The following is a 24,022-nucleotide window of genomic DNA, read 5'->3' as shown; positions in this document are numbered from 1 at the left end:
CCGTCCGCCGCCCCTTCCCTCGCCGGAGGGGGCGGCCCGCCCGCCCTTCGCCGTCCTCTCTGGAGTTCTCGCGTGCGACGCTATTTCGGCAGGAAGCTGCTCATCTACGGACTCACCTTCTTCGCGGCGGTCACCATCAACTGGCTGATCCCGCGTCTCATGCCCGGCGACCCCGTCGCCTCGATGGTGTCGAGGGCCAACCTCACCCAGCCCGAGGCGGTGGCGGCCATGCAGGCCTACTACACCGGCCTGTTCGGCCTCGACCTGCCCGCCTGGCAGCAGTACCTCAACTTCTGGGGCGCGCTGCTGCGCGGGGACCTCGGGATCAGCATCTGGCTGTTTCCCACCCCGGTGGCCGACGTGATCACGCGTGCCGTGCCGTACACCCTGGGCCTGCTGGTTCCCGCGATCCTGCTGAGCTGGTGGGCGGGCAACAGGTTCGGCGCCTTCGCGGCCAGGCGCAGGCTCCTGGACAACACGGTGCTGCCCGTCGGCTACATCCTGACGGCCACGCCGTACATGTGGCTGGCCATCCTGCTGGCGTGGGGGCTCGGCATCGTGGCGGGGATCTTCCCCGTGGCGGGCGGTTACAGCTACGCGATGCGTCCCAACCTGTCGTGGGAGTTCGCCGGCAGCCTGGCGCTGCACTGGTTCCTGCCGTTCCTGTCGCTGTTCTTGGTCGCCTTCGGCGGCTGGGCGATCGGCATGCGCAACATGATCATCTATGAGCTGGAGGCCGACTACTCCAGCTATCTGGCGGCCCTCGGCGCCCCGCGGCGGCTGATCCGCCGCTACGCCTTCAGGAACGCGGTGCTGCCGCAGATCACCGGCCTGGCCCTGCAGCTCGGCGTGCTCGTGGCGGGCGCGCTGGTCACCGAGGTGGTCTTCTCCTATCCGGGGCTCGGCAGCCTGATACTCAAGGCCATCCAGAACCAGGACTTCTTCCTGCTCCAGGGCATCTTCCTGTTCATCGTGACGGGCGTGCTCATCGCCAACTTCGTCATCGACATCGTCTACGTCCTGGTCGATCCGCGGACCAGGGCCGGGATGGGGGCTGAGGCATGAGCGTCGTTCCCGACGAGAAGGCGGCGGTCGCGTCCGCGGGGGTCCGCGCCGAGGCGCTGCACTTCGCGCTGCGCAACGGCAAGCTCCTGGCCGGCCTCGCCGTACTGCTGGCGCTCCTGCTGCTCGGTCTGTTCGGGCCGCTGGTGTCGGCCGGCGACCCCAACGCGTACGTCGGCCCGCAGTTCGCGCCGCCGTCCGGCGACCACTGGTTCGGCACCACGCTCTTCGGACAGGACATCTTCACCCAGTTCGTCCACGGCCTGCGCGCGACGTTCCTGGTCGGCCTGCTCGGCGGCGGCATCGCCGCGGTCATCGGCATGGCGATCGGGTTCACCGCCGGCTACCGGGGCGGCGTCGTGGACGAGGTCCTGAACATGCTGACCAACATCGTCCTGGTGCTGCCCGCGCTGGCCGTCCTGCTGGTGATCAACGCCTATCTCGGCATCCGCAGCATCCCGGTGCAGGCCGTCTTCATCGGGCTCACCTCGTGGCCGTGGGTCGCAAGAGCGATCAGGGCGCAGACGTTCTCGCTGCGCACCCGCGACTTCGTGGACCTGGCCAGGCTCAGCGGTGTGCGTCCGTGGAAGATCATGACCACCGAGATCGCGCCCAACATGAGCTCCTACCTGTTCATGGCCTTCATCCTGCTGTTCGGGGGATCGGTGCTGATCGGCGCCTCCCTCGACTTCGTCGGGCTCGGCCCGACCGACTCGATCTCCCTGGGCCTGATGCTGAACAACGCCGCCCGCTACAACGCGCTGCACCTCGGCATGTGGTGGTGGTTCATCCCGCCCGGACTCGGCATCACGGCCGTCGTCGGCTCGCTCTACGTGATGAACGTCGGCCTCGACGAGGTGTTCAATCCCAAGCTGAGGGAGATGTGACATGACCTTGAAGGTGGAGGACCTCAGGGTCTACTACCGGACGCTCAAGGGGGACGTGAAGGCCCTCGACGGCGTCAGCTTCTCCCTCGCCGACGGCGAGATCATGGGCCTGGCCGGCGAGTCGGGCTCGGGCAAGTCGACGCTCGGCAAGAGCCTCATCAGGCTCGACGGCAGGATGCGGCACATCGGCGGCAGCGCCGAGCTCGATGGCAAGGAGCTGCCCGTCGGCGACACCGAGGCGATGAACCCCTTCAGGTTCCACGAGGTGTCGCTCATCCCGCAGTACGCCATGAGCGCCATGAACCCCACGAGGAAGATCGGCCGGATGGTCGACGAGCTGCTCAGGTCGCGCGGCGTCGCGCCCATGCGGCAGGAGCTCGAACGGCGCGTCGGACTGGTCGGCCTCTCCGCCGACGTGCTCGACCGCTACCCGATCGAGCTCTCGGGCGGGATGAAGCAGCGCATGGTGATGGTCATCTCCACGCTGCTCAACCCTTCCCTGCTGATCGCCGACGAGGTCACCTCGGCCCTCGACGTCTCCTCGCAGAAGGCCGTGGCGAAGACGCTGCTGGAGTTCAGGGACCGCGACCTGGTCAAGAGCATGATCGTGGTCACCCACGACATCTCGCTCGGCTACCAGATCGCCGACACGATCATGGTGATGTACGCCGGGAAGCTGGCCGAGAAGGCGCCCGCCGACGTCATCGTCTCCGCGCCCCGCCACCCCTACACCCAGGCGCTCATCTCCTCGCTGCCCGAGGTCGGCGTCCGCTACGAGGAACGCAGGCTCCAGGGCATTCCAGGACGCCCGCCCTCCCTGCTCGACCCGCCGAAGGGCTGCAGGTTCAGGAGCCGCTGCCCGCTCGCCTTCGAGCGCTGCGCGGAGGAGCCGCCCTTCGCCGAGGTCGCGCCGGGACACTCCGTCGCCTGCTGGAACGCCGTGTGATGCTCAGACTGGACGGGGTCTCCAAGACCTACAGGACAGGGTCGTTCGGCGGGCGCGAGCTGCATGCCGTACGCGAGGTGGGGTTCGAGGTCGCGGAGGGCGAGGTCGTCTCCCTGATCGGCGAGAGCGGCAGCGGCAAGAGCACGCTGGGCAGGATGATCCTGCGCCTCGCCCCCGTCTCGGGCGGCACGATCACCCTGGACGGCGCCGACGTGGCAGGGACGAAGGACTACTACCGGTCGGTGCAGGGCGTCTTCCAGGATCCCTTCAGCTCCTACAACCCGATCTTCAAGGCCGACAGGGTGCTGGAGATGATCAGGCAGCGGTTCTTCCCCAGGATGGGCGCGGCCGACTGGCAGGGCAGGGTGGAGAGTTCGCTCGCGGCCGTACGGCTGGATCCCGGAGCCGTGCTCGGGAAGTACCCGCACCAGCTCAGCGGAGGGCAGTTGCAGCGCCTGCTGATCGCCCGCGCGCTGCTGCTGGACATCAGGCTGCTGGTCGCCGACGAGATCATCAGCATGCTGGACGCCTCGACCAGGATCGACGTGCTGAACCTGCTCGGCGAGCTCAAGGGGAGAGGGCTCGGCATCCTGTTCATCACGCACGACCTGTCGCTCGGCAACTACGTCAGCGAGAAGACGGTCGTGCTGCGCAGCGGCAGGGTCGTCGAGATGGGCCGGACCGAGCTGGTCTTCGGCAACCCCCTGCACCCCTACACGAGGAACCTGCTCGGCTCGGTTCCGCGGCTGCACCACAGGTGGTCGGAGGAGGAGGACCGGCCCGAGGCGGAGGCGACCTGCTTCTACCACGGCGCCGCGGGGCGCGACGCGACGTGGCCCGGCCTCGTGGAGGTCGAGCCCGGCCACTTCGTCGGCTGCGCCACCTCGGGCACGTGCGCGCCGGCCCTGGAGCCGGTGCGCTGAGGCTCTTGGCGCCTCCCCCCTCGGACCTCCCTCTTGGGCCCTTCACGCCTCCACCTTTTGGAGCTCTTCTTCGAAAGGCGGGCTGTGTGGGGGGTTTCCCGTGGCGGGCTTCGCGGGCTGGGGCCTTCGTGGCGGCGGGGCTGTCGTTCAGGCCGAGTCGCGGATCACGAGGTGGGTGTCGAGGATCACCACGGGTTGCTCCAGCCGTTCGCCGTTGATGCGGGAGACGAGGAGATGGGCCATCTGGCGGCCCATCGCCTCCGAGGGGTTGTGGACAGTGGTGAGCGCGGGCGAGGAATGCGCCCCCGCGGGGGAGTCGTCGAAGCCGATCACCGCCACGTCGCCGGGCACGTCCTTGCCGTTCTCCTTGAGCACCCTGATCGCGCCCAGCGCCATCGGGTCGGAGGCGGTGAAGACGGCGTCGACGTCGGGATGCTCGGCCAGCAGCGTGCGCATGGCCGTCATGCCGCTCTCCTCGCTGAAGTCGCCGTAGGTCACGATCTCCGGCAGCCCCGCCGCCAGCAGCGCGTCGCGGTAACCCGCGAGGCGGTCCACGCCCACACCCATGTCCTGGGGGCCGGCGATGGTGGCGATCCTGGTGCGGCCCTTGGAGACGAGGTACTTCACGGCCTGCCGGGCCCCGCCCCTGTTGTCCATGTCGACGTAGCTGTAGGGCGCGAGACCGACGGGACGGCCGCCGAGCACGGTCGGCACGCCCAGCTCCTCGAGCCTGCCGGGCAGGGGGTCGGCGCCGTGCAGCGAGATCAGCAACGCCCCGTCGACGTGCTGTCCCGTGAGATACTGCTCCAGCCGCTGGTGCTCCTCCTGCGTCTGGGCCAGCGCCAGGATGAGCTGCAGCCCCGTCTCGGCCAGCACCGAGCCGATGCCGCGGATCGTGCCGGCGAAGAACGGCTCGTCGAACAGGCGCTGCTGGGTCTCCGAGACCACCAGGGCGACGGTGTCGGTACGGCGCGTCACCAGCGTGCGCGCCGCCCTGTTCGGTACGTAGCCCAGCTCCTCGATGGCCTCCAGGACGGCCGTCCTGGCCCGGTCGCTGACCTTCGGCGAACCGTTGATCACGCGCGACACCGTGCCGCGGCCGACTCCCGCGAGTGCGGCGACCGCCTCCAGCGTTGGGCGCACTGCGGCGTGGCGATCCCCGTTCATGGCTGTTTTCCCCTGTCCCTGAGTGTCAGCGCCTATTCTGCCGGAACGCGCAAGCCGCCGGCCCTGATGGTCTCGGCATACCAGAGCGCGCTGTCCTTGAGAATCCTGCGCAGCGTCTCCCTGTCGACGTAGACCAGTCCGAAGCGCTTGCCGTACCCCCAGGCCCATTCGAAGTTGTCCATCAGCGACCAGGCGAAGTATCCGCGCAGCGGCACGCCCGCCGTGATCGCGGCGTGGCAGGCGCCCAGGTGAGCGTCGAGGTAGGCGCGCCGGTCCCCGTCGTGGACGGTGTCCTCCGCGGTGAGCTCGTCGTCGAAGGCGGCGCCGTTCTCGGAGATCACCATCGGGATGGCCGGGTACTCACGGGCCACCCAGGTAAGGATCTCCACCAGGCCCGAGTCGTCGATCTCCCAGCCCATCGAGGTGACCGGGCGTCCGGCGTTGACGAAGGAGACGTGCTCGCTGCCCACCCACGGCGAGCCCGAGTCGGTCGGCGCGGCGGCCGCCGAGGCGGCGCCGCCGGGCGTGCCCGAGACGGTGAAGCGGCTGTAGTAGTTGACCATGAGCAGGTCGAGGGGGGCGGAGATGATCTCCATGTCGCCGTCCCTGATGAAGTCGGGCTCGCCCACCTCGCGCAGGTCCTCGAGCACGTCCTGCGGGTAGCGGCCCTTGAGCAGCGCGTCCAGGAAGAAGCGGTTCTGCAGGCCGTCGATGCGGCGGGCCGCGTCCAGATCGGCGGGGGAGCCGGTCTCCGGCGTGACCGCGTACAGGTTGACGCAGCCGCCGATCAGGGTGCCCTTGCCCTGCGCCCGCATCGCCCCCACGGCCAGGCCGTGCGCGAGGTTCAGGTGGTGCGCGGCGCGTACCGCCTGTGCGGGCTCGCGCCGTCCCGGCGCGTGCTCGCCCGAGGCGTAACCCAGGAACGCCGCGCACCACGGCTCGTTGACCGTGCTCCAGTGCCGCACCCGGTCACCGAGCGCGTCGTGGACGGCGGCCGCGTAGTCCGCGAAACGCAGCGCCGTGTCGCGGGACGGCCAGCCGCCGGCGTCCTCGAGCGCCTGCGGCAGGTCCCAGTGGTAGAGCGTCAGCCACGGGTCGATGCCGTGGCCGAGCAGCTCGTCGGTCAGCCGCCGGTAGAAGTCGAGTCCCGCCTGGTTGATCCGGCCCGCGCCGTCCGGCTGGATCCTCGGCCACGAGACGGAGAACCGGTAGGCCTTCAGGCCGAGCTCGGCCATCAGCTTCACGTCGTCGCGGTAGCGGTGGTAGTGGTCGACGGCCAGCTCGGCGTGCTCGCCGTTCAGCACCCGCCCCGGCCTGGAGACGAAGGTGTCCCAGATCGACGTGCCCCTGCCGTCGGCGGTGAGCGCGCCCTCGATCTGGTAGGCCGAGGTGGCCGCTCCCCAGACGAACCCGGTGGGGAAGTCCAGGATGGCCGGTCCGGCCGAGGTCTGAGTCTCCTGCGTGGTCACGCAGCCTCCTCCTTCGTCGGTCGCATGACCGAGGTTCTGTTCGGGTGTCGGGTCTTTCCAGGGGGAGCCGCCGCGCGGGCTCTGCTCACGACTTGACCGCGCCGTCCATCAGACCGCCGATGATCTGCCGGCCGAAGAAGACGAAGACCAGCAGCAGCGGGATGATCGACAGGGCCGTTCCGGCGAAGACGAGCACGTAGTTGGTCGAGTACTTCTCGTTCAGTGCCCTGATCGCGACCTGCACGGTCGGGTTGTCGGCGCGCAGGATGATCAACGGCCAGAGGAACTCGTTCCAGATCAGCATGAACGTCTGGATCGACAGCACGGCCATGCCCGGCCGTACGGCCGGCACGACGACGTTCCACCAGATGCGCGCGGTGCTCGCGCCGTCCACCCTGGCCGCCTCGACCAGCTCACGCGGGACGGCCTGGCGGGTGTACTGCGTCATCAGGAAGACGCCGAACCCGTTGACCAGGAACGGCAGGATCACCGCCTGCAGGGTGTTCGTCCAGCCCAGCGTGACCATCATCTGGTAGAGCGGCACGACGCCCATCTGCTGGAGCGGCACCATCATGGTCAGCACCACCGACAGCAGCAGCACGTTGCGCCCGCGGAACTGCAGCGACGCGAACGCGAACCCGGCCAGCGTGGAGATCAGCACCACGGCCAGCGTCACGCTCGCCGTGACGATCACGGAGTTCACGATGCCGGTCAGGAAGTGGGCGTTCTCGGCCTCGAACACCGCCTTGATGTTTTCCCCGAGGTTGCCGCCCGGCAGCAGCGGCGGCGGGATGCTGTGCACGTCGGCGTTGGACCGCGTCGCGATGATGATCATCCAGTAGATCGGGAAGATCGACAGGATCGCGGTGAAGCCGAGCATGACCTTGGTGAGCACCGTGGCCCTGAACACGTCGCCCGCCACGGGCGCGGGAGCGCGGTGGCGCCTCGCGCCCGGCCCGCTGTGCTGGACGGTGGTCATCGTGATCTCCCAAGGCCCCGGGTGATGGCGTAGTTGACGAGCGCGGCGACGAGGATCAGCAGGAAGAGGATCCAGGCGGCCGCGGCGGCGTAGCCGTAGTCGAAGTCGCGGAAGGCCTCCTTGACGATGAACATCGCCACCGTCTGGAACTGTCCGACGGTGCCTCCCGTCATGCCGCCGCCCCCGAAGATCACCGGCTCGGCGAACAGCGTGAACCCGCCGATGGTCGAGACGATCACGGTGAAGATGATCGTCGGCTTGAGCAGCGGGACGGTGATCGTCCAGAACTGGCGGCGCGGGGTGGCGCCGTCGATCGAGGCAGCCTCGTAGATGTCCTTCGAGATGGTCTGCATCCCGGCGAGGTAGATGATCGCGTTGTAGCCGGTCCATCGCCAGTCGACCATGGTGGCGATGGCGATCCACGACGACCACTTCTGGTTCTGCCAGTGGATCGGCTCCACGCCGAACGCGCCGAGCAGCCAGTTCACCAGGCCGTAGTCCCTGGCGTACAGCTGGGTGAAGATGACACCGACCGCGACCACCGATGTGACCAGCGGGATCAGCACGCTCAGCCGCAGCACCAGCCGGCCGCGCAGGCGCTTGTTGAGCGCGTTGGCCAGCAGGAGGGCGATCAGCAGCTGCGGCACCGTGGCCAGGACGAAGATGCCGACCGTGTTGAGGACGGAGTTCCAGAACTTGGTGTCGGCGAGCAGCTGGGTGTAGTTCTCCAGGCCGACGAACTCCCGCTCACCGGCGAGCTGCCAGTCGTGCAGCGACACCCAGAGGGTGAAGATCAGCGGGAACAGCCCGAACAGGGCGAACAGCAGGAAGTACGGGGAGACGAACAGGTAGGGGGTGGCCCGCATGTCCAGCCACGACAGCAGGTGTCGCGTGCTGGACTGGCGATGCCGGTGCGGGCCTGGCGGCACCGGACGGAGCCTGGCACGGCCCGCGTCAACGTCGAGGCTCATCGCTGTCCCTTTCATGGGATGGCGTTTTCATGGGATGGCGTTGCTGGTGGGATGGCGGCATGGGGCTTATGGGGCTTGCGGCCCGGCTTTCTGGAGGACGAGGTCGCCGTCGCGGGGAGCCCGGCTTCCGTTGACGGAGCGGCTGTGCTTTCGGGGAGGAGCGGGTCTTCGTGGGGAGGGCGGCCGGAGGCGGTGGCAAGCCCGCTCGGGCCGCCCTCGATCGAAGGTGGGCAGGGCGGCGTGCTCAGCCGGCCGCCATCTGCCCCTCTGCCACGAACTTCGCCCAGGCCTCGCCCCACTTGACCGAACCCTGGTCGGCGCCCAGCAGCACCTGCTCAACGGCCGCACGGACCTGGGTGTGCTTCTCACCGAAGAAGATCGGGCTCACCGACTGCGTCGACTCGGCGAAGATCTTGCCGCTCGGCGCCTTGCTGAAGTACTCGTTGACGGCGTCGGCGACCACCGGGTCCTGCTGACCCGTCAGCGTGCTCGGCACACCGCCCGCCTCCTTGAAGGCGTGCAGCTGACCCTCCTTGCTCGTGAGGTAGTTCAGGACCTCGGCGGCCTCCTTGGGGTGCTTGCTCTGCGAGGTCACCGCCAGCCAGGAACCGCCCCAGTTGCCCGCACCGCCAGGCACGGCCGCGACGTCCCACTTGCCGGCGTTCTCCTCACCGGCGTTGCCCGAGATCACGCCGAGCATCCAGCTGGGGCAGGCCATGGTGGCGAACGCGCCGTTCTTCTGTCCCGCGGCCCATTCGTCGGTCCAGGCGGCGAGCTTGGCGCTCAGCCCGGCCTCGCTCAGCTTCTTGGTGAAGTCGAACGCGGTCTTGACCGCGGGGTTCGACTCGATGACGAGGTTCTGCTCCTTGTCGAAGAAGGTCAGGTTGCCCGCCTTGCCGGCCTCCTGGACCATCAGCGTGTTGAAGATGGTGACCGGGCCGTCCACGAAGCTGGTCTTCGGCAGCTTGCTCTTGAGCTGCTGGCCGACCTTCAGGTAGGAGTCCCAGTCGGGCCAGAGCTTGGCGACCTCCTCGCGGTCGGTCGGCAGCCCCGCCTTCTTGAACAGATCGCTGCGGTAGCACATGGCCATCCCGCCGACGTCGGTGCCGAGTGCGAACAGCTTGCCGTCCTTGTTGAGGCCGGTGTTCCACTTCCACTCGGGGAAGTCCGCCTTGCGGCTGTCGAGGCCGTACTGCGCCAGGTCGACGAAGTGCTGCGGACGGGCGGCCATCTGGCCCATGCCGCTCTCGTCGATGCCGATGATGTCGCCCGCGCCGCTTCCCGCCTCCAACCACTGGTTGACCTGCGGAAGGTACTCGGACTCGAAGTTGCCCGCGAGGTTGTCGTACTTGATCTGGATGTTCGGGTGGCTCTTGTTCCACGCCTCGACCGCGGAGTCGTAACCGAAGTTCTCGCCGCTGCCGAAGGTCTGCACGGTGATGGTGACCTTCTCGGCAGCGGCGGAGGCCGAGGCCGAGGCGGTGGCGGCGGTCCCGTCTCCCGTCCCACCCGAGCCGCAGGCGGCGGCGGTGACGGTCAGCACGCTCGCGACGGCTGCGGCCGCCAGCGGCCTGCCGCCGTTCTTGCTGTTCAACATTCCGAACCCCTCATCCGAGTCATGGAAGGCGTGCCGCGATCGGTCCCCGACGCACGATCAGGCCGCACAGTTCTTTGGGAGCGCTCCCACGAAGATTGGCGGAACTGCGCGAGAACGTCAATGTCCCGAGATGTAACCGTTACTGTTAAGGGAAGTGAGCAGCTGAAAGCCGCAGCCAAGGCCGGAGGGCCTCATGGGGGACGCTGGGAGCGCTCCCAGCTCAGACCAGCCTCAGCGGCATTTCCTCGCCATGCGGCGTGCGGTTCTCTCCGGCACTTTTCGCCGTGCGGCCTGCGGTTCCCCTTGAACTGATGCGCGCGCCGTGACCGGCTACGCGGGTGCGGCCACACTGTCTTCCACGGGCGGTTTGATGGCTTCGTGCAGCTTCACCCGTGCCCGCCCGTGGGGTCGACGTACAGCGGCTTGCCTGCGTCACCCGAGCCCTTCCTTGGGCGTCCACGTGTTTCGCCTGCCCTTCCATGGGCGTGCACGGGCAGCGTCTCGCCTGCGTCACCCCCGTCCTCCCACGGGGCCCACGCGCGGCCTCGCGCCTGCGTCTCGCCTGCTCTCCTACGGCGTCCACGTGCAGCGGCTTGCCCGCGTTGCTCGGGCTCCTAGGCCGGTGGCGATGGCGGTTGAAGACGGTTCCACGGTGTATCTGACGAACTCGGTCGCGGTGCTGCTGCCGTGGCCTTGACGTCGATCCCGCTCGGGCGCTTCGGTGCGAGGATGCCGTAATGGAGTCTTACGTTGAGCGTCCGCCGTTGCCGGGATTGGCGGGGGTGGTGCGGACGGTCTGGATCCAGCGCACCGGTGAGGCGGCGTACGTGCAACGGCACCTGCCCACGGGCGGGATCGAGATGCACTTTCCGATCGGTGGCCATCCCCAGCTGGTTGGTCCGCTGACCGGTCCGGAGATCGAGGTCATTCCGCCGCACACCACCATCGTGGGTGTGCGGTTCCACCCGGGGACCGCGCCGCCCCTTCCGACGGTGCTCGACGATCTGGTGGACCAGCGCCTGGGGCTGGCGGACCTGTGGGGAAGTTCGGCGGACCGCCTCGTGGAGGCGATGGCCGGGGCCGGGACGCCCGAGCGGGCGCTCATGTTCTTGCAGGCATACCTCCTGCAGGAGTTTCGAAGGACGGTCCGCGTGGATCCGCTGGTGGGCGAAGCCGTGAAGGCGCTGATGCCCTGGCAGCCGGTCTCCATCGACACCCTGGCCACTCACCTGGCGCTCTCCGCGAGCCAACTGCGCCGCCGCTGCCTGCACGCAGTGGGAGTGAGTCCCAAGGTCCTGCAGCGGACGTTACGGTTCCAGGGATTTCTCGCGCTGGCTCAGGCTGGGGCCACGGCCTCGGGTCGGCGTGGTGCGGACGGCATGGCGGGACTGGCGGTTGACGTGGGGTACGCCGACCAGGCACATCTCAGCCGAGAATGCCTCCGCCTGACCGGCCTTACCCCGCGCCAGCTCCTCGGCGGCGACCTCAACCGGTGCGCCTGCGAGCATGAGCACTCCGCCTCGTACAAGCCCTTCCTTGCCACCCGTGGCAGACCGCCCCTACGAGTCTGACCCTGCGCGATTCGTTCAAGACCCCGTCGTCACGCCGCGCCTAGTTTCGAGCTCGTGCCCGACCCAGCCGCATTCGGCCATTCACTCGACGGCGAGTTGTTCAGCCCTGACTCGCCGGGCTACGAAGCGATCCGCCGCCCGGTCCACCTCGCCTACCGGGAGGTGCGTCCCCGGCTCGTGGTTCTGTGCCGCTCGGTCTCGGACGTCGTCGACACCATGGCGTACGCAGCAGCTACGGGGGACCGCATCGCCCCTCGTGGCGGGGGGCACTGCTTCGCGGGCCGATCGTCGACGGACGGGATCGTGCTCGACATGTCCGGCCTCGATGGCATCTCCGTGGCAGATGACCAGAGCGCCACGATCGGAGCCGGCGCTCGCCTGGGACAGGTGTACGCGGCGTTACACGCCTACGGCCGGACCCTGCCGGCCGGGTGCGGTCCCACCGTCGGCATCACCGGCCTCACCCTCGGCGGCGGGATCGGGCTGCTCGGTCGCAAGCACGGGCTCACCTGCGATCGCCTCGTCGGCGCACAGGTCGTGCTCCCCGACGGCAGCGTCGTGGATTGCGACCACGACCACGAACCAGACTTGTTCTGGGGTCTGCGCGGCGCGGGTGGCGGCCAGTTCGGTGTGGTCACGTCACTGCGGTTCGACACCGTCCCTGAGCCGATGACCACCCGCGTCGAGGCGCACTGGTCGAACATCGCTCTCGAGGAACTGGTCGCCGCCTGGCAAGCCTGGGCACCGGACGCCCCGGACGAATTTACCGTCAACCTCACCCTTGAGTCTGTGCCCGGCGCACCTGTCCAGGCCACCCTCTTCGGCGCCTCCACCCTCGAGGAGGGATCGACCCGGGAGCTGCTGCAGGAGTTCATCGATCGGGCGGGCGTGGCCCCCACGATCGAGTTGCGCACCGGCCTGCCGTACCACCACCTGAAGAGCACCTTTGCCGACTCGCGGGATGTACCGGAACGCGCCCAGCGGATCAGGTCGGAGTTCTTCCACCACACGATGGCCCACCGCACCCTCGCATCGCTCCTGACCCAGTTCGGCGACCCAAGGACCATGGGCCGGCGACAGCTCACGTTCACCGCGATGGGCGGGGCCTACAACAGGATCATGGAGGACGCCGCCGCGTTCGCCCACCGCAACGAACGCTTCCTGCTCGAGCACATCGCCGACGCGGCCGACCCGTGGGTCGATCGTTCCTGGGCGACCGCCCACGCCGACGGGTCAGGGCGTGTCTACCCCAACTTCCCCGACCCCGCGCTCGACGACTGGGCCGTGGCGTACCACGCGGGTAACCACCCCCGGCTGGCAGCGGTCAAGAACGCCTACGACCCGCACCGATTCTTCGACTTCCCCCAAGCCATCTGATCAACAACGAAGGAGAGATGTGAGCAAGGTCTTCAGCGCCCACGCCGTCTCGGTTGACGGCTATATCAGTGGTCGGACCCCCGACGGCGAGGAGGAGTTCGGACGCGGTCTCGGCGACGCGCCCATGCTCTTCGACTGGTACTTCGACGGCGACACGCCAAGCCAGGTGTTCAACGGATTCAAGCTGAGTGAGCCGAGCGCTCGGTTCTTCGACGCCATCGCGGCACGAGTGGGGCCTCCGTCGCGGGACGCACCATTTACGAGCACTCCAGCCATTGGGGAGGCGGCGGCCCGCACCCGACGGCGCCACTCTTCGTCCTCAGCCACCGGCCCGCACCCGAGATCAGCGAGAAGCAGAGGCTCGTCACGACCGGCATCGAGGACGCCATCGCCGCGGCCCGCGCGGCCGCCGGCGACAAGGACGTCGGCCTGATGGGCGGCGGTCTGGTCACCGAAGCGCTCATGGCGGGCCTCGTCGACGAGGTGATCCTCCACCAGGTGCCCGTTCTGCTGGGCGGCGGTCGGAGCTTCTTCCAGGAGTTCCCCAAGCATGTGGGCCTCCGTCTGCTGGAGGCCGTCCCGGCGTCCGGCGTGACCCACCTCCACCACGAGGTGATCCGATGATCCTCGTCACCGGAGGGCTGGGCATGATCGGCGCCCACACCGCCCGCGCGCTCGTCGACCTCGGACACGAGGTCGTCGTCACCACGCACCGCCGGACCGAGGTCCCCTCGTTCCTCGCCGGCCGGGTCACCGTGGAACCCCTCGACGTCACCGACCGGGACGCCTTCCTCGCCCTCGCCGACCGCCACGACATCAGCGACATCGTCCACCTCGCCGGCACCATCCCCGACGAGGACCCGGTCGCCTTCTTCCGCACGGACACGACCGGCCTGCTCAACGCGCTGGACGCCGCCCGCGCCTGGGGCGTCCGCAGGTTCGCCGTCGCCAGCAGCCTCGGCGTGTACATCGGCCGGACCGAGACCCCCTGGCACGAGGAACTCGCGCTGCCCACCGCGGAGCTGCCGCACCTGATCATCGCCTTCAAGAAGGCCGTCGAGCCACTCACCACGCACAGCCTCCAGGGCAGCGGCGTCCAGCCGGTCGTGCTCCGGATCGGGACCATCTGGGGACCGCTCGTCGACCCGGAATCACCGTTCTTTCACATCCCCTCCTACATCAGCGCCGCGCTCCGCGGTGAGCAGCCGCGGCCACTGCACGCCGACGACGGCGGTGACTGCTGCTACGCACCCGACGCCGGGCGCGCGATCGCCCTCCTGACGACCGCGCAGACCCTGCGGCACGACACCTACAACGTCTCCAGCGGCCGGCCGTTCACCAACCGCGAGTTCGCGGACGCCCTGCAGGCGATCGCCCCCGATCTGCGGCTCGACCTCCTGCCCGGACGGCAGGCCGGCCCCGGCGACGACCCCTACCTCGACATCACCCGGCTCACCCACGACACCGGCTTCACGCCGGCCTTCGACACCGCCAAGGCGGTCGCCGACTACGTCGCGTGGCGCGCCGACAACCCCCGCTGAAGGAGCACACACATGCTTGACCCCGACGTGCGCCGCGTACTCGAGGGCGCCTCGATCGCTCACCTCGCCACCGTCCTCCCAGACGGTTCGCCCCACACCGCTCCCGTCTATGTCGGCGCCCACGGCGACCGAATCGTCTTCTTCACCGGTCCGGGCATGCGCAAAGCGCGCAACCTGCGCCGCGACCCTCGGATGGCGCTGTCCATCACGCCCGTCGACAACCCGTTCGAGCCCGTCATCATTCGTGGGCGAGTCGTCGAATGGATCGAGGGCGATGCGGCATGGGAGATGATCGACCAGCTGGCTACGAAGTACACCGGCGCGCCCTACCCCCGAGGACAAGAGCGCGTCGTGGTCGTGATCGAGCCCGACCGGCAGACCGTCGGTGTCGGCTGAGCAGCCCTGCGTCACTCCCGAGAAGAGCGTGGGCCAAACGCAAACATAAGTTGACCTTGTATTCGATCACGTGCAGGAACGGTTCACCGGCAGTGTCGCGGCCAAAAGATGGCGAGAACCTTAAACCCTCTCGGGAAGTGCGGACGGCCTGCGGTTGGCCGGCTCGGGTAGTCGGGTGGCCGGTTTTTGGGTGGCGCGAGGCCTAATTCAGGCGGTCTCATGCTCGCGCCCCTGGGCCTTCCGCGTGTGGCTACACGCCCTGCCTTCCGCCGTGTAGCTGTAGGCCTGCGTTACGACGGGCTCATATGCTCTCCGCGCGGATCGGGGGAGCGGCACCTGGGTTCGGCCAGGTGCCGCGGTGCGGTCAGCTGGGGTAGCCGTTGCGCTGGTTGACCTTCACGGCTCCCTGGTAGGCGTCGATCATGCCCCAGATCCACAGGCCGAAGGAGACCGGCAGGAGGAGGAAACCGATGATCACGAACATGAGCAGGAAGCCGAAGAACAGCGTCGTGAACGAGCCCAGCAGGATGCCGACGCCCTTCGCCGTGTCGCCGTTGATCATCGAGCCGACGCCGGGGAAGAAGAACGACAGCAGGACGGAGAGCGCCGGCTCCTTGCGGGGAGCACGGGGCATGGGCATTCCCGGCTGGCCGTACGGCACCGCGGGATGTCCGAACGGGCCGGGAACCTGCTGGCCATAGGGGACGGGCTGCACGCCATAACCCCCGGACGCCTGGGAGCCGTATCCGCTCGGGGGCTGCGAGCCGTAACCGCCTGAGGAGGTTGGCCCGTAACCCCCTGAGGGCTGTGCTCCGTAACCGGCCGAGGGCTGTGCCCCGTAACCGCCTGAGGGCTGCGCACCATAGCCGCCTGAGGGCTGTGCTCCGTAGCCGCCCGAAGGCTGGGAGCCATGACCCGCCGGAGGCTGTGTTCCATATCCGCTCGGGGGCTGGGAACCGTAACCGCCTGAGGAGGTTGGCCCGTAACCGCCTGAGGACTGCGCGCCATAGCCGCCCGAAGGCTGAGAAGCGTTCGGTTGCGGGCTGTATCCCGGTGCAGGTTGCGAGCCGTAACCGCTGGATGACTGAGACCCGTAACTCCCCGAGGAGGGTGTGCCGTATCCGTTGTCAGGCTGGGCGCCGTACGCGACCGGGGCCTGAGAGTCGTAGCCACCTGTGGGCTGCTGGCCATAGCCGGAGGGGGGCTGGGAGCCGTAGCCGCCCGCAGGTTGCGCGCCGTAGCCGCTCGAGGGCTGCGCGCCGTAACCGCCCGGCGGGGTGGCGCCATACGACCCGGAGGCCGGTTGTGTGCCGTGCGGCTCCGCGGCGGCGCCATAGGGATCAGGCGCGTGCGAAGGCGGCTGGCCGTACGGATAGGGCTGCTGGTCGGACAAGACGACCCCCGGGGGAGGAGACGGGTTTTTGTCACAGACTATGCCCCGCTCCAGCGAATCCACGGGAAATCCTGGCCACCCTGACCCTGCGCGGTGGACTTCTCCTGCTTCCCGCCGAAGCTCGCCGCGGGTGCTGAGAGCACGGGGCTGGGCCGTCGGCTCGTTCGACTCGCTGTCTGCGACCACGTCATCATAGCGATCTTGCTGCAGGCCGGCGCACTCGACAGGTCAGAAGCCGCTCCCGGAGGACGCAGCTCAGGCAGAGGTGACGCTCAAGGGGGTGGAGGCACTGCTGAAGGGAGTGGAGGCCAGAGGTGGGTGTGGTGCGGGCGCTTGGGCGGAGGCGATGCCCAAGGGTGGAAGCTCGGAGGGGGTCAGGTTCCGAGGCGGGCGCCCGGTCAGGTGGAGGCGCTGCTTCCAGGGGCTGAAGGCACAGAGGTAGACGACGTTTCAGGGGTGCGGAATTCCGAGGGCGAGTGATGCACCGGGGTGGAGTGATGCTGAGGGGTGAGGTGCGGGGTGAGCGACCGCTCAGCGGAGGAGGGCGCGGCGTAGGGCGGTGATACGGGTGGCTTGGGCGAGGCGGCTCACCTCGGCGTCCGGGACGATCACGTCGAATCCGTGGAAGGCGCCGGGGTAGAGGTGCAGTTCCGTGGAAACGCCCGCCTGGGCCAGTCGCTGGGCGTAGGTGAGGCATTCGTCCCGGAACACCTCCAGTTCTCCGACGTCGATGAACGTCCGTGGCAGCCCGGACAGGTCATGGGCGCGGGCCGGAGCCGCGTACGGCGAGACGTCTTCTCCACCCTTCCTGTCGCCGAGCAGCGCGGACCAGCCGAAGACGTTGGCCGCCCTGTTCCAGACCACCGCCGTTTCGAACTGCGCCGTCGAAGGCGTGTTGTCGCGGTCGTCGAGCATGGGGCAGACCAACAGCTGGAAGGTGAGGGCAGGGCCGCCCCTGTCCCTGGCCAGCAGGACCGTGCCCGCCGCGAGCCCGCCGCCCGCGCTGGCGCCGCCCACCGCGAGCCGGGTGGGGTCGATGCCCAGCTCGGTGGCGTTCTTGGCGGTCCAGAGCAGGCCCGCGAAGCAGTCCTCGACCGGCGCGGGGTCGGGATGCTCCGGCGCGAGACGGTAGTCGACGGACACCACCACGCAGCCGATCTCCTTCACGAAGTGCCCGGCGAAGGGGTCGTCGGCGTCGGGGCTCCCCACGACCATGCCGCCGCCGTGGATCCAGTACAGGCAGGGGAGCTGGACCTGCACGGGCTCTGCGGGTCGGTAGACGCGCAGCCGTACGTCGGGGTCGCCTTCGGGGCCTGGCACCCGTAGGTCCTCGATGGTGACGAGCGGGTCAGGCACGGCCGACGCGGCGACCATGGCGGCCGCCTGGGCGCGCAGGGCGGGCAGGTCGCTGGGCGTCAGCCTGGACAGATCGGGCATCACCAGCTCCTCCACCGCGGCGGCGAGCTCGGGGTCGAGGTTGGGATGCTGCGTCATCGCGTGACACCTTCCGGTCGGGGATGTGCACCTCGATCGTGCGCGGCGAGGGCCCGCCCCCACAACCGCAAGACGGCGTGCATGCCATGGAACGGCGGACCAAGCCATGGAGGGCCTGCCGTCGCACACCGCACGCTCGGCGAGTGCGCAGGGAGGGTGGGGTGGTGTGGGAGGCGGTCAAGCGGTGGGAGCAGGCAGGTGGGCTGTGGTCAGTAGCAGCTGGCGAGGACCGGCAGGCTTGTGGGCGCGGGTGGAGGAGGGGGGCGGGTTGGCATTGGTAGGGATTTGTGCGCGGTGACGACGCGGTGCGTGTAGCGAGCCCGGACGGAAGGTGGCAGGTGGAAGAGCCGCGCGGCGGGGAGCGGGTACGGGCCGCGCGGCGGGGAGCGGGTACGGGCCGCGCGGCGGGGAGCGGGTACGGGCCGCGCGGCGGGGAGCGGGTACGGGCCGCGCGGCGGGGAACCGAGTTGGCGAGGAGAGCGGCACGGGTGCTTTGGCGGTCAGGGGTGCCGAGTTCCCGTCAGGGGGTGCTGGTGATCACGGAGAAGCGGGCGCCGAACGGGTCGTCGAGCGTGGCGAATCTGCCCACTCCCTCGACCGACTCCGCCGGCGCGACGAGGGTGCCGCCCAGTTGCTGGGCCATGGCGACCGTGCCGTCGCAGTCGGAGACCTCGAAGTACGGGGCCCAGTGCGGCCGGTCGTCCGGCATCAGTTCGGTCAGCCCGCCGAAGCTCGTGTCCTCGCTCTCGCCCGTCGACAGGATCCGGTACGTCATCGGCCCCATCGCCACCGACTGCGCCCTCCACCCGAAGACGGCCTGGTAGAACGGCAGGACCTCCTCCGCGTCCTGGACGTGGAGCTCCACCCAGCCGAGCGAGCCGGGCTCGGTGACGAGGTCGAGGCCGCCCAGGTCGCGCGCTTGCCACACCGCGAACTCCGCCCCCGCCGGGTCGGTGAAGTGGGCCATCCGGCCCTTGGTGAAGACGTCGGACGGTGCGGCGCGGACCTCGCCGCCGTGCCGCTCCACCAGCGCGGCGGTGGCGTCGGCGTCGGCAGTGGCGAAGTAGGTGGTCCAGGCCGGCCTGGCGCCCTCCTCGGTGAGGGGACCCAAGGCCGCGACCGTTTTGCCGTCGAGCTGCAGGAAGCCGTAATCGCCGCCCTGCGGCCCCGCGGACTGGAAGGACCAGCCGAACACCCCTGTGTAGAAGGCGGCGGCCGCCTTCACGTCTGGCGCACCGAGATCCAGCCAGGTCGGCGCTCCTGGAACGAACTGTGTGGTGAGCATGCGTCCAGCTTGGCACCTCGCACCGACAGAAGACGGGAACGCCTATGGACGCAGCGGGTCGCCACCCGCCGCCGGCGTATTGAGGGACCGTCTGTGGAGACAGCCGGTCGCGGCCTGCGGGCGTATGGCGGGACGGGCTTCGGAGGTTGGCTGGGGCGTTACCGGTGGTGTGGGGGAGATCATTGGGAGGGTTGCCCTTCGTGGGTGAGGGGTCGTCCCCTGTGGTGGGTTGGAGGTTGGTCCGGACGCGACCGGTTGTGTGCGAAAGGCCGCCAGTCATGAGTGGGACGTCGCCCTCCAACGGTGCCCGTCGAAGGCGCCCCACGGCGGATGCTGGGTGCCGTCCGTCGACGTCGTCCGCGTTTTCCGGCCGATTCCGGGTAGGTGGTCGCGGTCAGAGCCACCAGAGCGGGGAGGACGACGATGCCGCTCATCGACAGTGACTGCGTCAGGAAGCTGCTGGAGTCGGGAGACCCGGACGCGACGCTGGTGTTCGTGCGAGGCGACTGCGTCGTCATGCCAGGCAGCGAGGTCGACGAAGCGCACCGCGGTCTCGTCATCGCCAGGCGGGCCGATCTGCAGGAGTTTGTCCCCGGCGAGCACGCCACCGAGCAGGAACTCCAGACGCTGGCCGACCGCCTCGACAACGTGGTGAGAGACCTGGGCTCATAGTCACCATCATGTGGAACTTGCATGCGTAATGCGCCATAGTATTGCGCATGCTGCAAGTGAAGATCGAGCGAGTGGAAACCTTCGTGGTGAAGCTCGTACCCCCCGAGGCGTACCTGGGAGCGCATCCAGGCGAGGCGGAAGGCGGGTACTTCCTGCGCCCGCCATGGCGCAGCCTCTACTCCGCCCGCTTCGAGACCGTGCTGACGAGGATCACCTGCTCCGACGGCTCGTACGGCTGGGGCGAGGGCCTCGCGCCCGTCGCGCCCGAGGTGCTCAAGGAGATCATCGACAGGCTGCTCGCGCCCGCCCTGCTCGGCCAGGATCCGCGCAGGGTGCGTCCGCTGTGGAGCAGGCTCGGCGGGCTCATGCGCGAGCGCGGCCACCTCGTGGGCCACCAGGCCGACGCCATGGCCGCCGTCGACATCGCGCTCTGGGACCTGGCGGGCAAGCTGCACGGCGCTCCCGTCCATGCCTTGCTGGGCGGCGCCTTCCGCGACGAGGTGCCCACCTACGTCTCGGGGCTGCCCCGTCCGACCGACGCCGAGCGCGCCGCGCTGGCCGCCGAATGGGCGGGACGGGGGGTCCGGGCGATCAAGCTGCACCTCGGCAACGGCGTGGACGAGGACCTGGCGACCTACGACGCGGTGGCGGCCGCGCACCCGGACCTCAAGGTCGCCGTCGACGCGCACTGGGCCTACGACCTGTCGCAGGCGCTGCGCCTGGGCAGGGCGCTCGACGAGCGCGGCGCCTGGTTCCTCGAGGCGCCGCTCGTGCCCGAGGACCTGGCCGCCCACCGCGAGCTGGCCGCCGCGCTGGCCACCCCCGTCGCCGTGGGCGAAGCGATGCGCAACCGCTACGAGTTTCGCTCCTGGCTGGAGGCCAGAGCGGTGGACCTGTGCCAGCCCGACGTGGGCCGCACCGGCATCACGGAAGCCATGGCCATCGCCGAGGTCGCCGCCGCCCACCACGTCCCGGTCGCGCCGCACCACTCGGTGGGGCTCGGCGTCATGGTCGCGGCGGGCGTGCACCTCGCCGCCGCCATCGAGGCCATGCCCGCCCTGGAGTACCAGCCGGGCACGATGGCCGTCGCCGACCGCATCCTCACCGCGCCGATCTCCGGCGGACCCGTCAGCTACGCCCTGTCCGACAGCCCAGGCCTCGGCGTCGAGGTCGACCTCTCCCTGATCGAGGAGCAGCAGTGAGCCGCGGTCTGATCCCCGTCCTCGCCACCCCCTTCCACCCCGACGGCACGCTCGACCTCCCCTCGCTGCGCCGCCTGGTCGACTTCCAGCTCGAGTCGGGTGTGGACGGCATGGCCGTCTTCGGCTTCGCCAGCGAGGGCTTCACCCTCACCGCCGCCGAGCGCGCGCAGATCCTCGGCGTGGTCGCGGGCAACGGCGTCCCCGTGGTCGCAGGCGTCGGCGCTACCGGCACGCCCGACGCGATCGAGCAGGTCAGGTCCGCCGCCGAGCACGGCGCCGACGTGGTGATGCTGCTCCCGCCGTACCTGGTCAAGCCCAGCGCCTCGCAGGTGATCGACTTCTTCGGCGCGGTGGCCGCCGAAGGCGGCCTGCCGGTGATGATCCAGGATGCGCCCGCGCAGACCGGCGTGCCGATGCCCGTCTCCCTGCTGGTGGAGCTGCTGAAGCTGGACTGCGTCGAGTCGGTCAAGATCGAGACGCAGCCCACCGCGCCCAAGGTCGGCGCGCTGGCCGCCGACTTCGCCGTCCTCGGCGGGCAGAACGCCCTGTTCGTCCTGGAGGAGTACGCGCGCGGCGCGGTCGGCACCATGCCCGCCTGCGAGTTCCCCGACCTGCTCGGCCCCGTCCTGCGCACCTGGTCCGCGGGTGACCGCGCGGGGGCGCGCGCGGCCTTCACCAGGTTGCTGCCCCTCATCAGGTACGGCCTGCAGCCCGGCATCGCCTGGTCCATCCATAAGCACGTGCTGGTCAGGAGGGGCGTCATCGCCTCGGCCACGGTCCGGCCCCCCGCGCTCGACGCCGACCCCGCCACGCTGGCCTGGCTCGACGACATCCTGGACGACCTCTCGTGAGCGGCGTGCTGGTGGTCGGCTCCAGCTCGCCGATCGGCCGGGCGATCGGCAGGGCCTTCGCCGCCGACGGCGACACGGTCGTCGGCGTCGCGCTGGAGGAGGTCGACGAGCCCGACTTCGCCAGGAGCCTGGTGCTCGACTGCGCGAGCGCCGAAGGGGCAGCGGCCGCCGTCGGGGCCGTGGTCGAGGCCGCGGGCCGCCTGGACGTGGTCGTGCTGGCCGCGGCCGTCATGCCGGTCGCGCCGATCATCGAGACCACCGACGCGCAGTGGCGGGCGGCGCTCGACGCCGTGCTCGGCACCGCCTTCGCGGTCAGCCGCGCCGCGCTGCCCAGGCTGGCCGCCGGCCGGTCAGGGGACGGTGGCGCGATCGTCGCCGTCAGCTCGGTCAACGCCTTCCTCGCCGCTCCCGGCCTGCCCGCCTACGCGGCCGCCAAGGCGGGGCTCGAAGGACTGGTCAGGCAGCTGGCCCTGGAGTACGGCCCGCACGGCGTCAGGGTCAACGCGGTCGCCCCGGGGATGATCGGCGGCGAGGGCGTTCCGGACGCGGCGGCGGGCTATCCGCTGGGCCGTACCGGCACGCCGGAGGAGGTGGCGCAGGCCGTGCGCTTCCTCGCCCGCGCCGGGTTCGTCACCGGGGTGGTCCTTCCCGTCGACGGCGGCCTGTCCATCGCCTCGCCCGCCGCCTTCCTGCGCGAGGACCTGCGCGGACGCTGGCTCTGAGGCCCCTTGCCTAGTCGATGTATCATCCGTCATCTGGATGACTTTCCTACGATGAGATCGGAGGCCGATGCCAAGGCCCAGCACCCGCGAGGTCGGCGGCGGCACCCAGAGCGTCGAGCGCGCCCTGTCCCTGCTGCGAGCGTTCACGGCGGAGACCCCCGAGCGGAGGATCTCCGAGCTGGCCCAGCTCTCCGGCCTCGGTCAGTCCACGGTCTCCCGCCTGGTCGGCACTCTCGAGGCGCTCGGCTTCGTCACCCACGACGAGCGCAGCGGCCTCTACCGCCTCGGCCCCACCGTCGTCGGCCTGGCCGGCGTCGCGCTCAACCAGTCGCCCGTGCACCGCCAGGCGCGCAGGCTCACCCAGGAGCTGGCCGGAGAGCTCGGGCTCGGCGCCAACGTGGCCGAACGGCATGACGCCGCCCTGTTCTACCTGTGCCACTTCGAGGGCAGGCTCGCCCCCAGGGCGTACACGATGATCGGCGCCGAGGGCCCGCTGCACGCCACCGCGATGGGCAAGGCCCTCCTTTCGGACCTCAGCGAGGACACCATCGAGTCCTTGCTCGGCACCGCCTACCCGGCCTACACCCCGAGGACCATCCGCGATCTGCCCACCCTGATGGCGGAGCTCGACGAGGTCAGGACCCGCGGCTACGCCACCGAGGTGGAGGAGCTGGCCTTCGGCAGGGCGTGCCTCGCCGCCCCGCTGCGCGACCGCTCGGGCAGGGTGGTCGCGGCGCTGTCGGTGTCGGGACCGCTGTCGGCCATGGACCTGCCCAACCGGCAGGCCGAGCTGGCGCTCAAGGTCATCGAGTGCGCCGACCAGATCTCCAGCGGCCTCGGCTACACGGCGGTCGCCCCGATGGCGATCCACTGACGCCGCCCCCGGCACCAGCCCGCCCGCAGCCCCCGCTCACTCGCTGACGACACGCCGGAAGCCCGTGCTCACGCTGACGGCACGCCGGAAGCCCTTGCTCACGCCGACCGCGCGCTGGAAGCCCTTGCTCACTCGCCGACCGCGCGCTGGAAGGCGGCGAGGGCGTCCTCGGTGAACAGGACGAACCGCACCTCCGCCACCGAGGTGTCCGCCGCCTTGACCGTGGTGACGGCGACGCGGGCGGCGTCGTCGATCGGCCAGCCGTAGAGGCCCGCCGAGATCGCGGGGAAGGCGACGGTCGCCGCTCCCAGGGAGTCGGCGACCTTGAGCGACTCGCGGTAGCAGGAGGCCAGCAGCGCGCTCCGGTCCTCGCCGGCGGAGTAGACGGGGCCGACCGTGTGGATCACCCAGCGCGCGGGCAGGTTCCCCGCCGTCGTGGCGACGGCCTGGCCGGTCGGCAGGCCCTTGCCGTACTTGGAGGCCCTGAGCCGGCGGCACTCGTCGAGGATCGCCGGCCCGCCGCGCCGGTGGATCGCCCCGTCGACCCCGCCGCCGCCCATGAGGGAGGAGTTGGCGGCGTTGACGACGGCGTCCACGTCCTGCTCGGTGATGTCGCCCTGGACCAGCGTGATCCTCATACGGC

At 69.8% G+C, this 24,022-nt stretch carries 23 protein-coding genes; 14 read left to right on the top strand and 9 right to left on the bottom strand.

Annotated features, from left to right (window positions below):
* Positions 1–72: 72 nt before the first annotated feature.
* From H4W81_RS19040 to H4W81_RS19025, 4 genes are read left to right on the top strand one after another with little or no spacing between them, the layout of a single operon-like run.
* Positions 73–1,065 carry an ABC transporter permease gene (locus tag H4W81_RS19040; protein WP_192776051.1) on the top strand — a complete coding sequence of 331 codons (993 nt, stop codon included), beginning with the start codon at positions 73–75 and terminating at the stop codon, positions 1,063–1,065.
* Positions 1,062–1,949, top strand: a complete 888-nt coding sequence (locus H4W81_RS19035) for an ABC transporter permease (RefSeq protein ID WP_192776050.1) — start codon at positions 1,062–1,064, stop codon at positions 1,947–1,949. The genes H4W81_RS19040 and H4W81_RS19035 overlap by 4 nt, the downstream gene beginning before the upstream one ends.
* Position 1,950: 1 nt before the next feature.
* On the top strand, positions 1,951–2,895 hold the full coding sequence (locus tag H4W81_RS19030) for an ABC transporter ATP-binding protein (protein WP_192776049.1): 945 nt from the start codon (positions 1,951–1,953) through the stop codon (positions 2,893–2,895).
* Positions 2,895–3,818 (top strand): ATP-binding cassette domain-containing protein, encoded by a 924-nt coding sequence (locus H4W81_RS19025; protein ID WP_192780896.1) that lies wholly within the window; start codon positions 2,895–2,897, stop codon positions 3,816–3,818. The genes H4W81_RS19030 and H4W81_RS19025 overlap by 1 nt, the downstream gene beginning before the upstream one ends.
* A 147-nt stretch (positions 3,819–3,965) precedes the next feature.
* Here the strand turns inward: H4W81_RS19025 and H4W81_RS19020 are convergent, their stop codons facing one another.
* From H4W81_RS19020 to H4W81_RS19000, 5 genes are all read right to left on the bottom strand, one after another.
* Positions 3,966–4,985, bottom strand: coding sequence for a LacI family DNA-binding transcriptional regulator (locus H4W81_RS19020; protein ID WP_192776048.1), 1,020 nt, complete (start codon positions 4,983–4,985; stop codon positions 3,966–3,968).
* 32 nt (positions 4,986–5,017) lie between these two features.
* Complete coding sequence (locus H4W81_RS19015) at positions 5,018–6,454, bottom strand: GH1 family beta-glucosidase (RefSeq protein WP_192776047.1); 1,437 nt, start codon at positions 6,452–6,454, stop codon at positions 5,018–5,020.
* An 85-nt stretch (positions 6,455–6,539) separates the two neighbouring features.
* Entirely contained in the window at positions 6,540–7,433 is an 894-nt protein-coding gene (locus H4W81_RS19010; RefSeq protein ID WP_192776046.1) for a carbohydrate ABC transporter permease, read from the bottom strand.
* On the bottom strand, positions 7,430–8,404 hold the full coding sequence (locus tag H4W81_RS19005) for a carbohydrate ABC transporter permease (RefSeq protein WP_192776045.1): 975 nt from the start codon (positions 8,402–8,404) through the stop codon (positions 7,430–7,432). Before H4W81_RS19005 ends, H4W81_RS19010 begins: the two co-directional genes overlap by 4 nt.
* 244 nt (positions 8,405–8,648) lie before the next feature.
* The gene (locus tag H4W81_RS19000) at positions 8,649–10,001 is read right to left on the bottom strand and encodes an ABC transporter substrate-binding protein (RefSeq protein WP_192776044.1); all 1,353 of its coding nucleotides are present in this window, start codon (positions 9,999–10,001) and stop codon (positions 8,649–8,651) included.
* A 737-nt stretch (positions 10,002–10,738) separates the two neighbouring features.
* Between H4W81_RS19000 and H4W81_RS18995 the strand changes: the two genes are divergently transcribed.
* The 5 genes from H4W81_RS18995 (at position 10,739) to H4W81_RS18975 (ending at position 14,886) form a co-directional block, all read left to right on the top strand.
* Positions 10,739–11,572, top strand: coding sequence for a helix-turn-helix domain-containing protein (locus H4W81_RS18995; protein ID WP_192776043.1), 834 nt, complete (start codon positions 10,739–10,741; stop codon positions 11,570–11,572).
* 54 nt (positions 11,573–11,626) lie between these two features.
* Positions 11,627–12,949 carry an FAD-binding oxidoreductase gene (locus tag H4W81_RS18990; RefSeq protein ID WP_192776042.1) on the top strand — a complete coding sequence of 441 codons (1,323 nt, stop codon included), beginning with the start codon at positions 11,627–11,629 and terminating at the stop codon, positions 12,947–12,949.
* Between the two features lie 255 nt (positions 12,950–13,204).
* Positions 13,205–13,573 carry a dihydrofolate reductase family protein gene (locus H4W81_RS47350; RefSeq protein ID WP_318782506.1) on the top strand — a complete coding sequence of 123 codons (369 nt, stop codon included), beginning with the start codon at positions 13,205–13,207 and terminating at the stop codon, positions 13,571–13,573.
* Positions 13,570–14,490, top strand: a complete 921-nt coding sequence (locus H4W81_RS18980) for an NAD-dependent epimerase/dehydratase family protein (RefSeq protein ID WP_192776041.1) — start codon at positions 13,570–13,572, stop codon at positions 14,488–14,490. The genes H4W81_RS47350 and H4W81_RS18980 overlap by 4 nt, the downstream gene beginning before the upstream one ends.
* A 12-nt stretch (positions 14,491–14,502) precedes the next feature.
* Entirely contained in the window at positions 14,503–14,886 is a 384-nt protein-coding gene (locus H4W81_RS18975) for a PPOX class F420-dependent oxidoreductase (protein WP_192776040.1), read from the top strand.
* Positions 14,887–15,250: 364 nt separating this feature from the next.
* On the opposite strand, the gene H4W81_RS18970 is transcribed toward H4W81_RS18975, so the two are convergent.
* The 3 genes from H4W81_RS18970 to H4W81_RS18960 all read right to left on the bottom strand — a co-directional run bounded on the left by H4W81_RS18970 (position 15,251) and on the right by H4W81_RS18960 (position 19,058).
* Complete coding sequence (locus H4W81_RS18970; protein WP_192776039.1) at positions 15,251–15,601, bottom strand: hypothetical protein; 351 nt, start codon at positions 15,599–15,601, stop codon at positions 15,251–15,253.
* 1,209 nt (positions 15,602–16,810) lie between these two features.
* Positions 16,811–17,773: an alpha/beta hydrolase gene (locus H4W81_RS18965; protein ID WP_192776038.1), complete on the bottom strand. Its 963-nt coding sequence runs from the start codon at positions 17,771–17,773 to the stop codon at positions 16,811–16,813.
* A gap of 520 nt (positions 17,774–18,293) precedes the next feature.
* Positions 18,294–19,058, bottom strand: a complete 765-nt coding sequence (locus H4W81_RS18960; protein WP_192776037.1) for a VOC family protein — start codon at positions 19,056–19,058, stop codon at positions 18,294–18,296.
* 423 nt (positions 19,059–19,481) lie between these two features.
* On the opposite strand from H4W81_RS18960, the gene H4W81_RS18955 reads away from it, so the two are divergent.
* From H4W81_RS18955 to H4W81_RS18935, 5 genes are all read left to right on the top strand, one after another.
* Positions 19,482–19,730 (top strand): hypothetical protein, encoded by a 249-nt coding sequence (locus H4W81_RS18955; RefSeq protein WP_192776036.1) that lies wholly within the window; start codon positions 19,482–19,484, stop codon positions 19,728–19,730.
* 47 nt (positions 19,731–19,777) lie between these two features.
* Positions 19,778–20,932: a mandelate racemase/muconate lactonizing enzyme family protein gene (locus H4W81_RS18950; protein WP_192776035.1), complete on the top strand. Its 1,155-nt coding sequence runs from the start codon at positions 19,778–19,780 to the stop codon at positions 20,930–20,932.
* Positions 20,929–21,783 carry a dihydrodipicolinate synthase family protein gene (locus H4W81_RS18945; RefSeq protein ID WP_192776034.1) on the top strand — a complete coding sequence of 285 codons (855 nt, stop codon included), beginning with the start codon at positions 20,929–20,931 and terminating at the stop codon, positions 21,781–21,783. The genes H4W81_RS18950 and H4W81_RS18945 overlap by 4 nt, the downstream gene beginning before the upstream one ends.
* Positions 21,780–22,505, top strand: a complete 726-nt coding sequence (locus tag H4W81_RS18940; RefSeq protein WP_318781817.1) for an SDR family NAD(P)-dependent oxidoreductase — start codon at positions 21,780–21,782, stop codon at positions 22,503–22,505. Before H4W81_RS18945 ends, H4W81_RS18940 begins: the two co-directional genes overlap by 4 nt.
* 67 nt (positions 22,506–22,572) lie before the next feature.
* Positions 22,573–23,379, top strand: a complete 807-nt coding sequence (locus tag H4W81_RS18935) for an IclR family transcriptional regulator (protein WP_192776033.1) — start codon at positions 22,573–22,575, stop codon at positions 23,377–23,379.
* Between the two features lie 128 nt (positions 23,380–23,507).
* Here the strand turns inward: H4W81_RS18935 and H4W81_RS18930 are convergent, their stop codons facing one another.
* On the bottom strand, positions 23,508–24,017 hold the full coding sequence (locus tag H4W81_RS18930; RefSeq protein ID WP_192776032.1) for an O-acetyl-ADP-ribose deacetylase: 510 nt from the start codon (positions 24,015–24,017) through the stop codon (positions 23,508–23,510).
* Positions 24,018–24,022 lie beyond the last annotated feature (5 nt).

It is taken from the genome of Nonomuraea africana (assembly GCF_014873535.1).
Lineage (GTDB): Bacteria > Actinomycetota > Actinomycetes > Streptosporangiales > Streptosporangiaceae > Nonomuraea > Nonomuraea africana.
Note: the sequence above shows the minus strand (reverse complement) of the source record. Positions and strands in the feature narration are given on the sequence as shown.